Genomic DNA, 16502 nt, shown 5'->3' with positions numbered 1-16502 from the left:
ATGTCGCGGATAGGTCAGGTGGTTAGAAAGCGTCGATGAAATGCCGTGGCCATCGGCCTGGAACGATGGCCACGATATCGCATCGGACCGAAAGAGCCGTCGCATCCCGCTGGCGCGACAGCCAGTGATCGCCTGCGGAACGGATACGCTGCTGCGAGGAAAAGCCGACCGCATCGACGGCCCTTTGGGCGCTGTCCCGGGCCTTAACCTCCACCAGCGCGATCACAACGCCCTTTCGGGCAATGATATCCACCTCCCCGCCCCGGCTGCGGTAACGCATGGCGACGATGCGATATCCTTTCATGAGGAGATAAAGGGCCGCGACATATTCGGAGACCCGGCCGCGCCGTTCGGCCTTCATCCGTCCGCGATTTGGACCGGGGCTCGTCTTCTGCTTTTCCCCGGGCCGGATATCGCTCATGCTGCGCCCTTGAGATCGAGCAGTCGCTGATAGAGTTCCTTGCGGGGAAGACCGGTAATCCTAGACGCTTCCGTCGCGGCCTTGGCGGTCGGCAGACTGCCCGCAAGTTCGAGAAGAAGACCGTCCACTTCGCGCGCATCGGGTGCGGCCTTTTCCGGCGGCGGGCCGACGACCAGCACCACCTCGCCCTTCACCGCCTGGTCGGCATAGGCGGCGGCAAGCTCCTTGAGCGTACCGCGCCGGAATTCCTCGAAGGTCTTGGTCAGCTCGCGGCAGACAGAGGCCGAGCGCTCCGAACCGAGCACATCGGCGGCCGCGACAAGCGTATCGCCGATCCGATGGGGGCTCTCGAAAAAGATGAGCGTCGCCGGGACCTCGGCGAGTTCCGCCAATCGGTCGCGCCGGGCCTTGTCCTTGGTGGGCAGGAAGCCCGCAAAGAGGAAGGCGTCGTTCGGCAGGCCGGAGCCGACCAGCGCCGCAAGGGGAGCGGAGGCGCCGGGGATAGGCACCACACGGTGGCCAGCCTCGATCGCCAATTGCCCGAGACGATAGCCGGGATCGGAAACGAGCGGCGTGCCGGCATCCGAGACCAGAGCGACGGACTTGCCCGCCGCAAGCGCTGCAATCAACCGCGGCCCCGCCTCGGCGGCATTGTGTTCATGATAGGCGAAGGGACGGTTCTGAATGCCGTAACGGTCGAGAAGGACACGGGTGACGCGAGTGTCCTCGCAGGCCAGCACATCGGCGCCAGCCAGCGTTTCCAGCGCCCTCAGCGTGATATCGCCGAGATTGCCGATCGGGGTCGCGACCAGATAGAGCGCCGGCTGAAGCGGCCGGGCCGCGACACGCGCATCGTTCACCCGATAGGTCCGTTCGCGGCCGTTTTCGTCGTTCCTGTCGCCCGTCACTTTGCTTCCCGTTCACGCCTGCACATCGATCACCCTTTATCGCCCCGCCCCGGCCAAGGGGCAAGGCAATCCTTTCCTCTGTGGATTAACGTTGATCGTATCGAATTGACACGAGGTCGGCACCGTCCCTCTTGCAATCCATGCGCAATTGCTGCCATTTTGCCCGTCCACATCATCCGGCCGCAGCCTGCAGCCGGAAAGAGCATTGCGGTCCTCCAGCGACCGCGACAGGTCGAAAGCGGTAGCGTCCATGCGTATTACTCTTGAACGGTCCAACCTTCTCAAATCGCTGAACCATGTGCATCGCGTGGTCGAACGGCGCAACACGATCCCGATCCTGTCGAACGTGCTGCTGCGGGCCGAAGGCGCAAGCCTCGCCATGAAGGCGACTGACCTCGACCTCGAAATTACCGAAGCCACCCCGGCCATGGTCGAACAGGCCGGCGCCACTACCGTTCCGGCGCATCTGCTCTATGAAATCGTCCGCAAGCTGCCGGACGGCGCAGAAGTACTGCTCGCGACCAATCCGGACGGTTCTTCCATGACGGTCGCTTCCGGCCGTTCCAAGTTCTCGCTCCAGTGCCTTTCGGAAGCCGATTTCCCCGACCTCACGGCCGGCAACTTCACCCATGCCTTCAAGCTCAAGGCAGCCGACCTGAAGATGCTGATCGACCGGACGCAGTTCGCGATTTCGACAGAGGAAACGCGCTACTACCTGAACGGCATCTTCCTGCACACGATCGAGGCCGGCGGTGCGCTGAAGCTGCGCGCGGTCGCGACAGACGGACACCGGCTGGCCCGCGCCGACGTCGAGGCTCCCTCGGGTTCGGAAGGCATGCCGGGCATCATCATTCCGCGAAAGACTGTCGGCGAACTGCAAAAACTGGTCGACAATCCCGATCTCGTCGTCACCCTCGAAGTGTCTGATGCCAAGATCCGCCTGACGATCGGCTCCATCGTCATGACCTCGAAGCTGATCGACGGCACGTTCCCGGACTATCAGCGCGTCATCCCGACGGCAAACGACAAGGAAATGCGGGTCGATTGCCAGACTTTCGCCCAGGCCGTCGACCGCGTTTCGACGATTTCCTCGGAGCGCGGTCGCGCGGTGAAGCTCGCCCTTTCCGATGGTCAGCTGCTCTTGACGGTCAACAACCCCGATTCCGGCAGCGCCACGGAAGAAGTGGCTGTCGGATACGAGAACGACCCGATGGAGATCGGCTTCAACGCCAAATACCTGCTCGACATCACCGCGCAGCTTTCCGGCGACGACGCGATATTCCTGCTGGCCGATGCCGGCTCGCCAACGCTCATTCGCGACACGGCCGGCGACGATGCGCTTTATGTGCTGATGCCGATGCGCGTCTGACGATAACTATTCCTTTGGATTTTTATCCGTCCGCGCCAAAAAGCCTTGTTTTTGCGACACATTGATCCAACATTCGGCCTGCGGATGAACCGCGGTTGAAGCTGGGCATGGAGGCGTGGCAATGGCATTGCGCTTGAAAGAGCGGTTCGAGAAAAAGTTCGACGACGAAATCCGGTTCTTCAAGGGCATGATGCAGGGCCCGAAAACGGTCGGAGCCATCGCCCCCACCTCGTCGATCACGGCGCGGCGCATGGCCAGCGTTGTCGATACTGTCCACTCCGGCCTGCCGGTGCTGGAGCTCGGACCCGGTACGGGCGTCATCACCAAGGCGATCCTCGCCCGGGGCGTGAAACCCGAGGATATCGTTTCTGTCGAATATTCCGAGGATTTCTTCCAGCATCTGACGCGGACCTACCCCAAGGTCCGCTTCGTTCATGGCGATGCCTTCAGCCTCGGTAAAACGCTCGGCGCACTGTCGGAACAGAAATTCGATTCCGTCGTCTCTGCGGTTCCGCTCCTCAATTTCCCCATGGAAGCGCGCATCAGCATGCTCGAAGACCTGCTCGACCGCATTCCCGCCGGCCGGCCCGTCATGCAGATCTCCTATGGTCCGGTCTCACCGATCATCGCGCGTCCCCATCGCTATCACATCCAGCATTACGACTTCATCGTCCGCAATATCCCGCCGGCCCAGCTCTGGGTCTATCGCCGGGCATAACCGGCGATGTTCGGTCTCTACATCACCCATCCGCAGGTCCGGATCGATCCTGACGTTCCCGTTCCGCAGTGGGGGCTTTCCGATATCGGAGCGCAGCGAGCGCGAGCCGCCTCGGCCCTCCCGTGGGTACGCCAGCTGAGACGCATCGTTTCAAGTGCCGAGGTGAAGGCCATGGAAACGGCCGCGATCCTGGCCGAGGCCACAGGCATCGGTTATGAAACGGTGGAAGCGATGCATGAAAACGACCGATCAGCCACCGGCTTCCTGCCGCCCGAGGAATTCGAGAAGGCCGCCGACTGGTTTTTCGCACACCCCGGCGAGAGCTTTCGCGACTGGGAAAAGGCAGTGGATGCGCAACGGCGGATCGTGAGCGCCGTCGAAACCGCGCTTGACGGGCACGGCCCCTCAAGTCCGATCGCCTTCGTCGGCCATGGCGGCGTCGGAACTCTCCTGAAATGCCATCTTGCCGGCCTTCCTATCGCCCGCAACCGGGACCAGCCGGGCGGCGGCGGCAATCTTTTCGCCTTCTCCCTTGCGGATCGGCGCGTCACATGCGACTGGACGCCCATGGAAAACTGGCAGGGAGTGGACCATTGAGCGCACGTGAACGCCTGATCGTCGGACTGGATGTACCGACGCTCCGCGAGGCCGAAACCATCGTCGACAAGCTGGCGAACGACATCCTCTTCTACAAGATCGGCTATCAGCTCGCCTTCGCAGGCGGTCTTGAATTTGCCCGCGATCTTGCCGCCAGCGGCAAGAAGATCTTTCTCGACATGAAGCTTCTCGACATCGACAACACGGTTGCCTCAGGCGTCGAGAACATCGCGAAGATGGGCATGTCGATGCTGACGCTGCACGCCTATCCGAAGGCAATGCGGGCAGCGGTCGAGGCGGCCCGGGGCTCCGGCCTCTGCCTGCTCGGCGTGACCGTGCTCACCTCCATGGACGAGCAGGACCTGATCGACGCCGGCTACGAATACGATCCCCACACGCTGGTCCTGAAGCGCGCCGAACAGGCGCGCATCGCCGGCATGGGCGGTATCGTCTGCTCGGCGGAAGAAGCCGCAGCCGTGCGCAAGATCATCGGCCCGGACATGGCACTGGTGACCCCGGGCATCCGGCCGGCCGGCGCCGACAAGGGCGACCAGAAGCGGGTGATGACGCCTTCCGATGCTTTGAAGGCGGGCTCCAGCCATCTCGTCGTCGCCCGACCGATCGTGAAAGCGCCCGACCCCAAGGAAGCGGCCCGTGCGATCCTCGCCGAAATGGACGCGGCCTTCGCCTGAGGCGCGTCGGACGGGAAGACGCATCACATCAGCGAGATCATCGCGCGAAAGGCGCAAGCAGGGAGAGAGAAAATGCCCAAAGGTTACTGGATCGCCCGTGTCGATATTCGTGATCCCGAGCGCTACAAGGATTATGTCGCCGCCGCCAAGCCCGCGTTCGAGAAATACGGCGCGAAGTTCCTCGCCCGGGGCGGTGCGTTCACGGAACTCGAGGGCAAGGCCCGCGCCCGCAACGTGGTGATCGAGTTTCCGTCCCACCAAGCTGCCGTCGACTGCTACAACTCGCCGGAATACCAGATCGCCGCCAAGATCCGCCAGGAAGTGGCCGATGCGGAGATGGTCGTCGTCGAAGGCGCATGAGACCATCGGAAGCATGCAATGGCGGAGGTTGGCCCTTTCGCTGACAAAGGGATTCGGCTAAGAGACGCAAAGACCACAACGCATTCCGCGCCAGCCTTTTCATGGAGCCCATCATGACCCTGTCCAACCTGCCGCCGCTCGTCACCGTGTTTGGGGGATCGGGCTTCGTCGGGAGGCATGTCGTCAGGGCTCTGGCGCGTCGCGGCTACCGTATCCGGGTTGCGGTGCGCCGTCCGGACCTCGCCTTCCACCTGCAGCCGCTCGGCAATGTCGGGCAGATTTCCTTCACCCAGGCAAACCTTCGCTATCGCGCCTCCATCGACGCTGCGGTTCAGGGCGCCGATTATGTGGTGAACTGCGTCGGCATCCTGTTCGAAAGCGGCCGCAACAGCTTCGACGCCGTCCAGGAATTCGGTGCCCGCGCCGTGGCGGAGGCCGCCCGCGCCGCCGGAGCCAAGCTCACCCATGTTTCGGCCATCGGGGCCGATGCCAACTCGCCGTCGTCATATGCCTCCACCAAGGGCAAGGCTGAAGCCGCGATCTTCTCGATCCTGCCCGATGCCGTCATCATGCGCCCCTCCATCATCTTCGGACAGGAAGACGGCTTCTTCAACAAGTTCGCCGGCATGGCCCAGCGTCTGCCTTTCCTGCCGCTGATCGGCGGCGGCAAGACGCGATTCCAGCCCGTTCATGTGGAAGACGTCGCCGAGGCGATCGCCCGCTCCGTGGACGGCAAGCTCGCTCGCGGCAAGATCTACGAACTCGGCGGCAAGGATGTGCTGACCTTCCGCCAGTGCCTCGAGACCATCCTTGAGGTCATCGACCGCAAGCGTCCCTTCATTCCGATGCCCTTTGCCGTTGCCTCGCTGATCGGCTCCATCTCGTCCTCGATCCCTTTCGTCAAGCCGGCGCTCACCAGCGACCAGGTCAAGCTCCTGAAGGTGGACAATGTGGTTTCCGACGCCGCCAAGGCCGACGGCCGCACTCTCGAAGGCATGGGAATCAATCCCGTGGCGCTGACCTCGATCCTGCCGACCTACCTCGTGCGCTACCGTCCCCACGGCCAGTTCAACGGTGCCGGAAAGGCTGCCTGAGGGCAGCCACGGGCAATTTTGCCCATCCCAGCGTTGCACAAAAGACGCAGCGGTAAAATAGCTGCGTTAACCGGGAATTCAGCAAGATCTTCTATTGATGAGCGTATCGGCAATGCGTAAACAGTCCACCTGTTCTCGCCTTGCAACCTGATCGGCGACGAATCACAGCATCATTCTCAAGAGGCCTCTTCATGGGTAAGTCTATCGCACTGTTTTTTGCGTGTGCGGCACTGGTGATCCTCGCCGGATCTTTCGTGGCACCTTCGACAGTAGCTGCCCGCAAGGGCAACTGCGCTCCTGCCTACGGCGTCGACCCCTGCAGCACCGGCTCCATCGCCGTAACCCAGTAAGCCTGCTTCTCATATTCCCTATGAAAAAGGCCGGACATTTGCCCGGCCTTTGCTGTTTGGAGAACCGCCCGGTCAGTAACCGAGCGCCAGGGCCACCAGCCCGATGCCGCCGACGGCGATACGCCACCATGCGAACGGCGCATAACCCCGCCTCGATACGAAATCGAGCAATGCACGGACCACCAGCAGAGCCGAAACGAATGCCGCAATAAAGCCGATCGCGATGATCGCGCCGTCGTCGAAGCTCAGCGAATTCCTGTTCTTGTAGAGATCCAGCGTGAAGGCGCCGACCATGGTCGGCATGGCCAGGAAGAAGGAAAATTCCGCAGCGGAGCGCTTGTCGGCGCCAAGCAGCAGCGAACCGACGATGGTCGCGCCCGACCGGGAAACGCCCGGGATCATCGCCACACACTGGCAGAGACCGATCTTGAAAGCGAGCGGCAGGGGATAGGTCAGTGCGTTCTTGTACCTGGGCGTGAAATGCATGCGGTCGACCCACAGCAGCACGATCCCACCGAGGATCAGGGTGACGCACATCAGTGCAGGGGTCTCGAACAACACCGACTTGATGAAATCGTGGGCCAACGCGCCGATCACCGCCGCCGGAAGGAAGGCGACCAGGATCGACAGGACGAAGCGGCGGCTGGAAGGGTCCGACGGCAGGCCGATGGCGATCAGGAAAAGCTTGCGGAAATAGACGCTCAGGATGGCGAGGATGGCGCCGAGCTGGATCAGCACGGCAAAGGTGTTTCCCGGCGATTTGAAGCCAAGGAAATGGCCTGCGAGCAGCACATGCGCGGTGGAGGAAACCGGGATGAACTCCGTGAGGCCTTCAATCAGGCCAAGGAAAAGCGCGCTGAGAATGGATTGATCTTCCATGGTGATTCCTTGAGGGGGAGGGACAAGAGAGCGATTTGCTTGTATTGCGCGAACCAAGCTCATATAGCTTGGAAGCCGTGGTCATGACCAGCCGCTATACGCGTCATGCCGGAATCCAACAGCCATAGAATTCGAGTAGCAATGCCGACGTTGTATCATCATCCCATGTCCACCGCGTCCCGGTTCATCCGGCTGGTGCTGTCCGAATACGGCTTCCAGGTGGACCTGGTGGAGGAACAGACCTGGGAGAAGCGGCGGGAATTTCTTTCTCTCAATCCTGCCGGCACTCTGCCGGTTTATGTCGACGACAACATGCGTACGCTCTGCGGAGCGACCGTCATCAGCGAATTCCTGGACGAAACCCATGGCGTGCTGAAACGTGACCGCCGGCTGCTGGCCGAAGACCCTTTCCAGAGGGCAGAAATCCGCCGGCTGACGGAATGGTTCCTCCAGAAGATGGAGCATGACGTCACCAAGCCGCTGGTGCGCGAGCGGGTTCACAAGCTGCTGATCCCGAACGGGCTCGGCGGCGGCGCACCGGACTCCAAGATCCTGCGGACCGCGCGCACCAATATCCGCCAGCACATGAAATATCTGAGCTGGCTCGCGGGCTCCCGCACATGGCTTGCCGGTGACCGGCTGAGCTATGCCGACCTTGCCGCCGCATCGGCGATCTCGGTGCTCGACTATCTGGGTGAAATAGAGTGGTCAGAATTCCCGATCGCCAAGGAATGGTATCAGCGCCTGAAATCGCGCCCATCCTTCCGTCCGCTGCTGGCCGAGCGGGTGCGCGGCCTCACCCCGGTCTCGCATTACGCGGACCTCGATTTCTGACGAGGCCGGCATGGCTGCGCCTGCACCCGACGAGCGGAATGACAGGCGGCGCGCCGGCCTGACGGCATTCCTGAAGAGTGAGGCGGCAGCGCAGGGGTTTTCCGTCTGCCGCATCACCCCGCCCGATTCGATACCGGAAGCGCCGGAACGACTCGCCGCCTTCATCGCAGCGGGCCGACATGGCACCATGGCCTGGATGGCGGAAACGCAGGCGCGGCGCGCCGATCCCCGTATATTGTGGAGCGAGGTCCACTCAGTCGTGATGTTCGGGCTGAATTACGGGCCGGACGAGGACCCCCGCGCCTTGCAGGCCAAACCGGACAAGGGCGCCATTTCAGTCTATGCGCGCAACCGCGATTACCATGATGTGATGAAAGGCAGGCTGAAGGAGGTTGCCACGCGCTTTGCCGCGCGGGCCGGCGCTGACGTGAAGGTCTTCGTCGATACCGCGCCCGTGATGGAAAAGCCGCTGGCAGCGGCAGCCGGGCTCGGCTGGCAGGGCAAGCACACCAATCTGGTCAGCCGCGAATTCGGCTCCTGGCTTTTCCTCGGAAGCCTGTTCACCACCGCCGAACTCGATATCGACACGCCCGAGATCGATCACTGCGGCTCCTGCCGCGCCTGCCTTGACGCCTGCCCGACGGATGCCTTTCCGGCACCCTACCAGATCGATGCACGGCGCTGCATTTCCTATCTGACCATCGAACACAAGGGTATCGTCGCGAGGGAACTGCGGCCGGCCTTCGGCAACCGGATCTATGGTTGCGACGACTGTCTCGCCGCCTGCCCGTGGAACAAGTTCGCCCAGGAAGCGAGCGAGATGAAGCTGAAGGCGCGCGAAGATCTCCTGGAGCCAGAACTGCGCTTCCTCCTCTCTCTCGATGACGCCACGTTCCGCACCTTCTTCAGCGGCTCGCCGGTGAAGCGCATCGGCCGCAACCGCTTCATCCGTAACTGTCTGATCGCTGCCGGCAATTCCGGCAGCGCGGAGTTCGCCGACATCTGTTTTACCCTCATGGACGACGAGGCGGCGGAGGTGCGCGGAATGGCAGTCTGGGCGCTTTCACGCCTGCTGCCGACGGAGACGTTCAAGATGCTGCGGGAAACGCGGCTGCATATAGAAGAAGACGCAGACGTGCGGCAGGAATGGAATTGAGGGACAATGACGATGCATATGATGATCTTCGGCGCGGGCTATTCCGGCAAGGCAATCGGCGCGCTCGCGGCGTCCCAAGGCCATGAGGTCTCCGGCACCACCCGCAGCCCTGAAAAGGCAGTGGCACTTTCCGCATCCGGCATCCGCCCCCTTCTCTTCGACGGCACGACGCTGACCGATGAACTGAGGAGCGAATTCGCCACCGTCACGCATCTGGTCCAGTCGATCGCGCCGGGCCGCGACGGCGATCCGCTTCTCCGCCTGCTGGGCGGCACGCCGCTTTCGGAAACCATGCCTTCGCTCGAATGGGTCTCCTATCTTTCCACTGTCGGCGTCTATGGCGACCATGGCGGCGCCTGGGTGGACGAAGAAACGCCAGCCAAGCCCGTGTCACAGCGTTCCGTCGAACGGGTGGAGGCGGAACAGGCCTGGCAGTCGCTGGCCAAGGCCTCCGGCCTGCCGCTCGCCATTCTCCGGCTTTCCGGTATCTACGGCCCGGGCCGCAACGCCTTCGTCAATCTCGCCAATGGCACCGCCCGCCGCCTTATAAAGAAGGACCAGGTGTTCAACCGCATCCGGGTGGAAGACATCGCGGCGGCTGCGGCATTCCTCGGCGAGCGACGTATTGGCGGCATATATAATGTCACCGACAGCGAGCCCTGCCCCCCGCAGGATGTCGTTTCCGAGGCGGCGAGGTTGATGGGCGTGGAGCCGCCGGCCGAGCAGCCTTTCGAGACAGCGGAACTGACGCCGATGGCGCGGTCATTCTACGGCGAGAACAAACGGGTTTCCAACGCCCGTATCCGCTCACTCGGCTTCCGGTTCCAATACCCGGATTACCGGATATCGCTCGCCGAGATGTGGTCCAAAAACCGCTGGAACAAATAAGCTGCGGGCCTCGTTTACCCCGGTTGACCACACGCTGAGAGAGTGTCGATAGAGACGCTCGCCCCTGAATCACCATAATTAGGGCGGCAAATATGGCGTGGCGGATTTTTTTTGCGCGATTTTCTTCGTGATCGCTTCATTTTGGGATTCACCTGAAATTCCATTCCATTTATCGCCTGTAAATAAACGATTTTTTCTGGATTATTTATAAACCGTTAATTCGACGATTCGAGTTGCGTAATCACGAATGTTACAGTCTGTAATGTTACGTGATCGACATGAGGCACGTTTTTGCCATTTTTTCCCATGCTTAAGCCCCGCCACGCAAAAACTTTGCGGAGTTCAACAACAAGGGAAATACAAATTGACGAAGATCCGGCGCTCTACCTTCACCTCGGCAATGATTGTCGCGCTCACGGCTTTCGCCCCGCTCTCGGCTCATGCGGCCACTTCATGCGGTGGCGCATCCTGGTATGCACTCAGATCCAAGACTGCTTCCGGTGAACGTATGAACCCGTCGAATCTGACTGCGGCCCACAAGTCGCTGCGTTTCGGCACCAAGCTGAAGGTCACCAACGCCAGGAACGGCAAGAGTGTCGTCGTGCGCATCAACGATCGCGGCCCGTTCATCCGCGGCCGGGTGCTCGACCTCTCCAAGGCTGCGGCCCAGAACATCGGCATGATCAGTTCCGGCCACGGCAAGGTCTGTTACGAAGTTATCGGCTGATTGGCCGATATCCGCAAAGTGGTGCCGACGCACCGCTTCTGAGGCGGGACGCTTGCTCTTGCCTGCATTCGCCGCTACCACGCTCTCTTCGAATGCAGGAGAATGAATATGCGTCTGGGCGGCCGACTTGCCGGTGCGATCGAGGTTCTGAACGATATTGAAACGCGCCGCCGTCCAGTTGCGGATGCGTTGAAGGACTGGGGTCTCGCCCATCGTTTTGCCGGTTCCGGCGATCGCGCGGCCATCGGCAACATCGTCTACGACGCCCTGCGCATGAAACTTTCCCATGCCTGGCTGATGGACGACAACAGTGCCGCGGCACTCGGGTGGTCGGTGCTGCTGCGTCAGTGGGGCTATACCGCAGAAGCCTTGGCCGCCGAATTCGACGGCGACAACTTCGCTCCCCAGCCTTTGACGGCGGACCATCTGTCCGCCTTTTCCAGCCGCAGACTGGAAGACGCCCCACTCCATATACAGGGCGACATTCCGGATTGGGTTGAACCCTCCTTCGAGAAGGCCTTCGGCGAAGGCTGGCTTGCGGAAGCAAAGGCGCTTGCCGAGCGGCCGACACTCGATCTGCGCGTCAACACCCTGAAATCCACCCGCGAGAAGGCGCTCAAGGCGCTCGACCGTGCAGGCGCGCAGGCCGCGGCAATCGCACGCTTCGGCATGAGGGTCTCGGCCGGCGAGGGACCGTCGAGACTTCCCAACGTCACGGCCGAACTCAGCTTCCAGAAGGGCTGGTTCGAAGTGCAGGACGAGGGCTCCCAGATCGTTGCCGATCTCGTCGATCCCCGCGAGGGAGATCAGGTGCTCGACTTCTGCGCCGGCGGCGGTGGCAAGACGCTCGCCATGGCGGCGGCCATGCACAACAAGGGTCAGGTTCACGCCTATGATGCCGACCGCAAGCGTCTCGCGCCGATCATCGAACGGCTGAAGCGCGCCGGCACCCATAACGTTCAGGTTCATGACAGCCTGAAGGCGCTCGGCGGCCTCACGGGCCGGTTCGACCGCGTTCTCGTCGATGCGCCCTGCACCGGCACCGGCACATGGCGCAGACGACCCGACACCAAATGGCGTCTGACGGCGCGCAATCTGCAGGAGCGCGTCAGCCAGCAGCAGGAGGCGCTGACCGAGGCGGCGGATTATGTCCGCCCCGGCGGCCAGCTTATCTATGTGACCTGCTCGCTGCTGCCGGAGGAAAACGACGCGCAGGTCACGGCCTTTTGCGAAAACAATCCGGAATTCGAGATCGCGCCCGCGCTCGAAACCTGGGACAAGCTGTTTGGCGACGCCGCGCCGCGCCCCCTGTCGTTTAACGGTCGCACCATCACGCTCAGTCCCGCCTCGACAGATACCGATGGTTTCTTCTTCTGCCGGATGACACGCAAGACCTGAGAAAACAACCGCTCCCGGGCCCATGGTTGACAAACGTCAGAAACAGCGCCACGCGCTGTTTCTAGACTATTTGACACCAGTTTATTTTTCCGCCAAGACAGGCTCGTTCGTTTCAAGGGATTGGCGCCGAAGCGTCAAAGGAGAGACCATGACCCGGAAAACTGTGATCGGCGCTTCGCTTGCGCTGCTGGTTGCCTCGGCAGCCTTCGTCGCCGGCCCGGCAGCCGCCGCGACCGACGAAGCCGCCGTTCTGAAGCATTATGCCGAACTGGCGCATGCGAAATACGAGGATTCGCTCACCACCGCGAAGGCGCTGGACACGGCCATCGACGCCCTTATCGCCACGCCGAGCGAAGACACGCTGAAGGCGGCCCGCGCCGCCTGGATCAAGGCCCGCGTTCCCTACCAGCAGTCGGAAGTCTACCGCTTCGGCAATCCAATTGTCGATGACTGGGAAGGCAAGGTCAACGCCTGGCCGCTGGACGAAGGCCTGATCGACTATGTCGACGCTGCCTATGGCACCGAAAGCGATGAAAACTCGCTCTACGTCGCCAACGTGATCGCCAACAAGCACATCAAGATCGGCGGCAAGGACGTCGACGCGACCAATATCACGCCCGAACTCCTCTCCGAGACGCTGCATGAAGCAGGCGAGATCGAAGCCAACGTCGCGACCGGCTATCACGCCATCGAATTCCTGCTCTGGGGCCAAGACCTGAACGGTACGGGTCCCGGCGCCGGCAACCGCCCCTACACGGACTACGACACCAAGAACTGCACCGGCGGCAATTGCGATCGCCGCGCCGCCTATCTCAAGGCCGCCTCCACCCTGCTCGTCTCCGACCTGCAGGAGATGGTGACCGCCTGGGCGCCGGACGGCGAGGCCACCAAGCATGTCGAAGCCGATCCGAAGGCTGGCATCACCGCCATCCTGACCGGCATGGGCTCCCTCTCCTACGGCGAGCTTGCCGGCGAGCGCATGAAGCTCGGCGTGCTGCTGCACGATCCGGAAGAGGAGCATGATTGCTTCTCGGACAACACGCACAACTCGCATCTCAACGATGCGATCGGCATCGCATCCGCCTATACCGGCGAATACACCCGCGCCGACGGCACCAAGATGACAGGTCCGTCGCTTTCGGAACTCGTCGCGGCGAAGGATCCGGCGCTCGATACGGAAATGAAGGCGAAGCTTACCAAGACGCTCGACGCCATGCATGCCATGGCCAAGCGCGCCGAGACCGTCGAAACCTATGACCAGATGATCGGGGAAGGCAATGCGGAAGGCAACGCCACCGTACAGGCCGCCATCGATGGCCTGATCGACCAGACGAAAACCATCGAGCGCGTCATTACGTCGCTGGATCTTGGCACAGTTGAGCTTGAAGGTTCCGACAGCCTCGATAATCCTAACGCCGTGTTCCAATAAGACAAAGGCGGGCCATCGGACAGCATCCGGTGGCCCGGTCACATTGCCGATGCCCGGTTCCTTGCTTCGCGCCATGACGCGCGCCCTGCTCACAGGCTTCTGCGCGATTGTGCTCACCGCCCCGGTGACCGGCGAGGAAGCGTCCCCGCAACGAACCGACCTTTCGGCCAAGGACCTGAAACGGGTTCTCAAGGTCACCGAACCGACCACCGACTTCTCCATGCCGGAACAGTTCGAGCCGATGCAGGGCGGGGCCGGCACCTCGACCCAGCCGATCAATGGCGACGCCTTCTCGCATTCTTCCGCAAACATCACCTTCGCCGAGGAAGAGACCTTCAAACTCGGCAATGCGCTGTTTCGCAAGTTCTGGGTTTCATCCCCCTCGTCCACGCAGGCTTCCGATGGGCTCGGCCCGCTGTTCAACGCCCGCGCCTGCCAGAACTGCCATCTGAAGGATGGGCGCGGCCGGCCGCCGGAAGGCAATGCCGACGCGACATCGATGTTCCTGCGACTTGCCCGCCCGGCCCGTACCGACGAGGAGCGTCAGGCGGTTGCCGATCTCAAGGTGGTCAATTTTCCCGACACGACCTACGGCGCGCAGTTACAGGACATGGCCGTGCCCGGCATTGCCGCCGAGGGCCGGATGGTCATCACATACACGGAAGCGCCGGTGACGCTTGCCGGCGGCGAGACCGTGATGCTGCGCAGGCCCGCCTACCGCATTGCGGACCTGAACTACGGGCCACTCGAAGCCGATACAACCCTTTCCCCCCGCATCGCCAACCAGATGCCGGGTCTCGGTCTGATCGAGGCCATCGCCGATGCCGACATCCTGGCGAAGGCCGATCCCGACGACAGCGATGGCGACGGCATTTCCGGCCGCGCCGCACGCGCCCGCGATCACCGGACCGGCGAGATGACGCTCGGCCGCTTCGGCTGGAAGGCGCAGAACGCCTCGGTTCGCGATCAGAGTTCGAGCGCCTTTGCCGGCGATATCGGCATTTCGACGCCCGATGCGCCCCGCCACTATGGGGACTGCACCGAAGCGCAGGAAAAATGCCGCTCCATGCCGAACGGCGTGCAGGCGCGGCTTGGCGATACGGAAGCGCCGGACCCGGTGCTCGACCTCGTGACCTTCTATTCGGAAAATCTCGCCGTGCCGGCGCGCCGCAATGTCGGCGATGCCGCCGTGCTCAAGGGCAAGTCGCTGTTTTACGGGGCTGGCTGCACCTCCTGCCACACGCCGAAATACGTGACCCGCCGGGACGCTGCGAACAAAGCGCAGTCGTTCCAGCTGATATGGCCCTATTCGGACTTTCTGCTTCATGATATGGGCGATGGTCTGGCGGATGGCCAGCAGGTCGGCGACGCCTCCGGCCGGGAATGGCGGACACCTCCTCTCTGGGGTATCGGCCTGACCGAGGCGGTGAACGGCCATACCTTCTTCCTGCATGACGGGCGGGCCCGCAACCTCACGGAAGCGATCCTCTGGCATGGGGGAGAGGCAGAGCCTGCCCGCGATCGTTTTGCCAGCCTGACACCCGAAGAACGCAAGGCGCTCGTCACCTTTCTGGAGTCCCTATGAAGCGGAATGTCCTTCTTCTCCTCGCTGCGATGTTCGTGACACCCGCCCTGGCGCAGGACGCGACGCTTGCCGCGCCGCGACTGCATGAGGAGGCCATTGCCACGGTGCTGGAAAAGGCCGTCGACGGCTTCATCCGCCCCGGATACCGCAACTTCCGTGACCATGCCGATGCGTTGGGCGCCAGCATGCAGACGCTCTGCTCCGCGCCTTCGCAGCAAAACCTCGAAGCCGCCAAGGCCACCTTTGGCGAAACGGTCTCGGCCTGGTCCCATATCGAGATCGTGCGCGTCGGCCCGGTGATCGAGGAAAACCGCTTCGAGCGCATCCTGTTTTATCCCGACCGCAAGAGCACCGGCCTGAAGCAGGTGCAGGCGGTTCTCGCGAAGCCTGACGAAACGGCAACCAGCGTCGACACGCTGAAGGACAAGAGCGTCGCCATGCAGGGGCTGGGGGCGCTGGAATTCGTGCTCTATGGCACCGGCTCGGAGATTCTTACGACCGAGAAGGACGGCTTCCGCTGCCGTTATGGCGCGGCAATCGCCGGCAATGTCGAACGGCTCGGTGGCGAACTCGTCGACATCTGGGACAAGCCGGACGGCATTCAGGATGCGTGGAAGCATCCGGGTCCCGATAATCCGGTCTTCCGCGACGGCAGGGAGGCGATCACCGCCCTTCTCGGCATTCTGGTGCATGGCGCCGAAACCGTGCGCGACCAGCGTCTCGAAACCTTCTACAAGGGTGAAGCGAACAATACCTTCCCGAAACAGGCGATCTACTGGCGCTCGCAAAACACCTTCAAATCGATTGCCGACAATGTCGACGGCATCCGGACGCTGCTCGACAGCTCCGATATGGTCGAGCTACTGAACGAGGACGTCCGCTCCACCGTTTCGTCGATCGATTTCGTCGCCAAGTCGCTGGAACGCGTGGCGATGAACATCAATCCCGACGTCGAGGTCGCGGTCACCGATCTTGCCGAGCGTGCGAAACTCGACTTCCTGCTGCTGAACGGCAAGGATCTCATTCTTCGCCTCAACAACGACTATGGCGGCGCGATTGGGCTCGGCGCGGGCTTTTCCTTCTCCGACGGGGACTGA

At 62.3% G+C, this 16502-nt stretch carries 18 protein-coding genes; 15 read left to right on the top strand and 3 right to left on the bottom strand.

The window, feature by feature from the left end; translation table 11 throughout:
- Positions 1-22 precede the first annotated feature (22 nt).
- Positions 23-421 carry a YraN family protein gene (locus J5N58_RS12840; RefSeq protein ID WP_113437240.1) on the bottom strand — a complete coding sequence of 133 codons (399 nt, stop codon included), beginning with the start codon at positions 419-421 and terminating at the stop codon, positions 23-25.
- Positions 418-1329, bottom strand: coding sequence for a 16S rRNA (cytidine(1402)-2'-O)-methyltransferase (gene rsmI, locus J5N58_RS12835; RefSeq protein ID WP_113443820.1), 912 nt, complete (start codon positions 1327-1329; stop codon positions 418-420). Before rsmI ends, J5N58_RS12840 begins: the two co-directional genes overlap by 4 nt.
- 250 nt (positions 1330-1579) lie before the next feature.
- Here rsmI and dnaN point away from each other — a divergent pair, with 250 nt between their 5' ends.
- The 7 genes from dnaN to J5N58_RS12800 all read left to right on the top strand — a co-directional run bounded on the left by dnaN (position 1580) and on the right by J5N58_RS12800 (position 6509).
- Entirely contained in the window at positions 1580-2698 is a 1119-nt protein-coding gene (gene dnaN, locus J5N58_RS12830) for a DNA polymerase III subunit beta (protein WP_113443821.1), read from the top strand.
- Positions 2699-2819: 121 nt separating this feature from the next.
- Positions 2820-3416: a phospholipid N-methyltransferase PmtA gene (pmtA, locus tag J5N58_RS12825; RefSeq protein ID WP_113443822.1), complete on the top strand. Its 597-nt coding sequence runs from the start codon at positions 2820-2822 to the stop codon at positions 3414-3416.
- 6 nt (positions 3417-3422) lie between these two features.
- A complete protein-coding gene (locus tag J5N58_RS12820) occupies positions 3423-4013 on the top strand; it encodes a histidine phosphatase family protein (protein WP_113443823.1) in 591 nt (196 codons plus the stop codon).
- Positions 4010-4705 carry an orotidine-5'-phosphate decarboxylase gene (gene pyrF / locus J5N58_RS12815; protein ID WP_162757454.1) on the top strand — a complete coding sequence of 232 codons (696 nt, stop codon included), beginning with the start codon at positions 4010-4012 and terminating at the stop codon, positions 4703-4705. Before J5N58_RS12820 ends, pyrF begins: the two co-directional genes overlap by 4 nt.
- 72 nt (positions 4706-4777) lie before the next feature.
- Positions 4778-5065, top strand: coding sequence for a DUF1330 domain-containing protein (locus tag J5N58_RS12810; protein WP_112827635.1), 288 nt, complete (start codon positions 4778-4780; stop codon positions 5063-5065).
- Positions 5066-5178: 113 nt separating this feature from the next.
- Positions 5179-6159: a complex I NDUFA9 subunit family protein gene (locus tag J5N58_RS12805; protein ID WP_113443840.1), complete on the top strand. Its 981-nt coding sequence runs from the start codon at positions 5179-5181 to the stop codon at positions 6157-6159.
- Between the two features lie 191 nt (positions 6160-6350).
- A complete protein-coding gene (locus J5N58_RS12800) occupies positions 6351-6509 on the top strand; it encodes a hypothetical protein (protein WP_244711053.1) in 159 nt (52 codons plus the stop codon).
- Between the two features lie 72 nt (positions 6510-6581).
- On the opposite strand, the gene J5N58_RS12795 is transcribed toward J5N58_RS12800, so the two are convergent.
- Positions 6582-7388: an undecaprenyl-diphosphate phosphatase gene (locus J5N58_RS12795; protein WP_112827634.1), complete on the bottom strand. Its 807-nt coding sequence runs from the start codon at positions 7386-7388 to the stop codon at positions 6582-6584.
- Between the two features lie 141 nt (positions 7389-7529).
- Here J5N58_RS12795 and J5N58_RS12790 point away from each other — a divergent pair, with 141 nt between their 5' ends.
- The 8 genes from J5N58_RS12790 to J5N58_RS12755 all read left to right on the top strand — a co-directional run bounded on the left by J5N58_RS12790 (position 7530) and on the right by J5N58_RS12755 (position 16502).
- The gene (locus tag J5N58_RS12790; protein WP_112827633.1) at positions 7530-8222 is read left to right on the top strand and encodes a glutathione S-transferase family protein; all 693 of its coding nucleotides are present in this window, start codon (positions 7530-7532) and stop codon (positions 8220-8222) included.
- A gap of 10 nt (positions 8223-8232) precedes the next feature.
- Positions 8233-9378, top strand: a complete 1146-nt coding sequence (gene queG / locus J5N58_RS12785; protein WP_244711050.1) for a tRNA epoxyqueuosine(34) reductase QueG — start codon at positions 8233-8235, stop codon at positions 9376-9378.
- 12 nt (positions 9379-9390) lie between these two features.
- On the top strand, positions 9391-10266 hold the full coding sequence (locus J5N58_RS12780) for an SDR family oxidoreductase (RefSeq protein ID WP_113443841.1): 876 nt from the start codon (positions 9391-9393) through the stop codon (positions 10264-10266).
- Positions 10267-10630: 364 nt separating this feature from the next.
- Complete coding sequence (locus J5N58_RS12775) at positions 10631-10993, top strand: septal ring lytic transglycosylase RlpA family protein (RefSeq protein ID WP_113443825.1); 363 nt, start codon at positions 10631-10633, stop codon at positions 10991-10993.
- A gap of 108 nt (positions 10994-11101) precedes the next feature.
- The gene (locus J5N58_RS12770) at positions 11102-12391 is read left to right on the top strand and encodes an RsmB/NOP family class I SAM-dependent RNA methyltransferase (RefSeq protein WP_113443826.1); all 1290 of its coding nucleotides are present in this window, start codon (positions 11102-11104) and stop codon (positions 12389-12391) included.
- A 148-nt stretch (positions 12392-12539) separates the two neighbouring features.
- The gene (locus J5N58_RS12765; RefSeq protein ID WP_244711048.1) at positions 12540-13820 is read left to right on the top strand and encodes an imelysin family protein; all 1281 of its coding nucleotides are present in this window, start codon (positions 12540-12542) and stop codon (positions 13818-13820) included.
- A 49-nt stretch (positions 13821-13869) separates the two neighbouring features.
- A complete protein-coding gene (locus tag J5N58_RS12760; RefSeq protein WP_244711046.1) occupies positions 13870-15405 on the top strand; it encodes a di-heme oxidoreductase family protein in 1536 nt (511 codons plus the stop codon).
- Positions 15402-16502: an imelysin family protein gene (locus tag J5N58_RS12755; protein WP_113443828.1), complete on the top strand. Its 1101-nt coding sequence runs from the start codon at positions 15402-15404 to the stop codon at positions 16500-16502. Before J5N58_RS12760 ends, J5N58_RS12755 begins: the two co-directional genes overlap by 4 nt.

The organism is Paenirhizobium cremeum (assembly GCF_022884085.1).
In the GTDB taxonomy this organism is placed as follows: domain Bacteria; phylum Pseudomonadota; class Alphaproteobacteria; order Rhizobiales; family Rhizobiaceae; genus Allorhizobium; species Allorhizobium cremeum.
Note: the sequence above shows the minus strand (reverse complement) of the source record. Positions and strands in the feature narration are given on the sequence as shown.

Bases quoted from the DNA above. Each gene is read 5' to 3' on its own strand.
- J5N58_RS12840 (WP_113437240.1), bottom strand. From the start codon at position 421: ATGAGCGATATCCGGCCCGGGGAAAAGCAGAAGACGAGCCCCGGTCCA.
- dnaN (WP_113443821.1), top strand. From the start codon at position 1,580: ATGCGTATTACTCTTGAACGGTCCAACCTTCTCAAATCGCTGAACCAT.
- pmtA (WP_113443822.1), top strand. From the start codon at position 2,820: ATGGCATTGCGCTTGAAAGAGCGGTTCGAGAAAAAGTTCGACGACGAA.
- J5N58_RS12820 (WP_113443823.1), top strand. From the start codon at position 3,423: ATGTTCGGTCTCTACATCACCCATCCGCAGGTCCGGATCGATCCTGAC.
- J5N58_RS12810 (WP_112827635.1), top strand. From the start codon at position 4,778: ATGCCCAAAGGTTACTGGATCGCCCGTGTCGATATTCGTGATCCCGAG.
- J5N58_RS12805 (WP_113443840.1), top strand. From the start codon at position 5,179: ATGACCCTGTCCAACCTGCCGCCGCTCGTCACCGTGTTTGGGGGATCG.
- J5N58_RS12800 (WP_244711053.1), top strand. From the start codon at position 6,351: ATGGGTAAGTCTATCGCACTGTTTTTTGCGTGTGCGGCACTGGTGATC.
- J5N58_RS12795 (WP_112827634.1), bottom strand. From the start codon at position 7,388: ATGGAAGATCAATCCATTCTCAGCGCGCTTTTCCTTGGCCTGATTGAA.
- J5N58_RS12790 (WP_112827633.1), top strand. From the start codon at position 7,530: ATGCCGACGTTGTATCATCATCCCATGTCCACCGCGTCCCGGTTCATC.
- queG (WP_244711050.1), top strand. From the start codon at position 8,233: ATGGCTGCGCCTGCACCCGACGAGCGGAATGACAGGCGGCGCGCCGGC.
- J5N58_RS12780 (WP_113443841.1), top strand. From the start codon at position 9,391: ATGCATATGATGATCTTCGGCGCGGGCTATTCCGGCAAGGCAATCGGC.
- J5N58_RS12770 (WP_113443826.1), top strand. From the start codon at position 11,102: ATGCGTCTGGGCGGCCGACTTGCCGGTGCGATCGAGGTTCTGAACGAT.
- J5N58_RS12765 (WP_244711048.1), top strand. From the start codon at position 12,540: ATGACCCGGAAAACTGTGATCGGCGCTTCGCTTGCGCTGCTGGTTGCC.
- J5N58_RS12760 (WP_244711046.1), top strand. From the start codon at position 13,870: ATGCCCGGTTCCTTGCTTCGCGCCATGACGCGCGCCCTGCTCACAGGC.
- J5N58_RS12755 (WP_113443828.1), top strand. From the start codon at position 15,402: ATGAAGCGGAATGTCCTTCTTCTCCTCGCTGCGATGTTCGTGACACCC.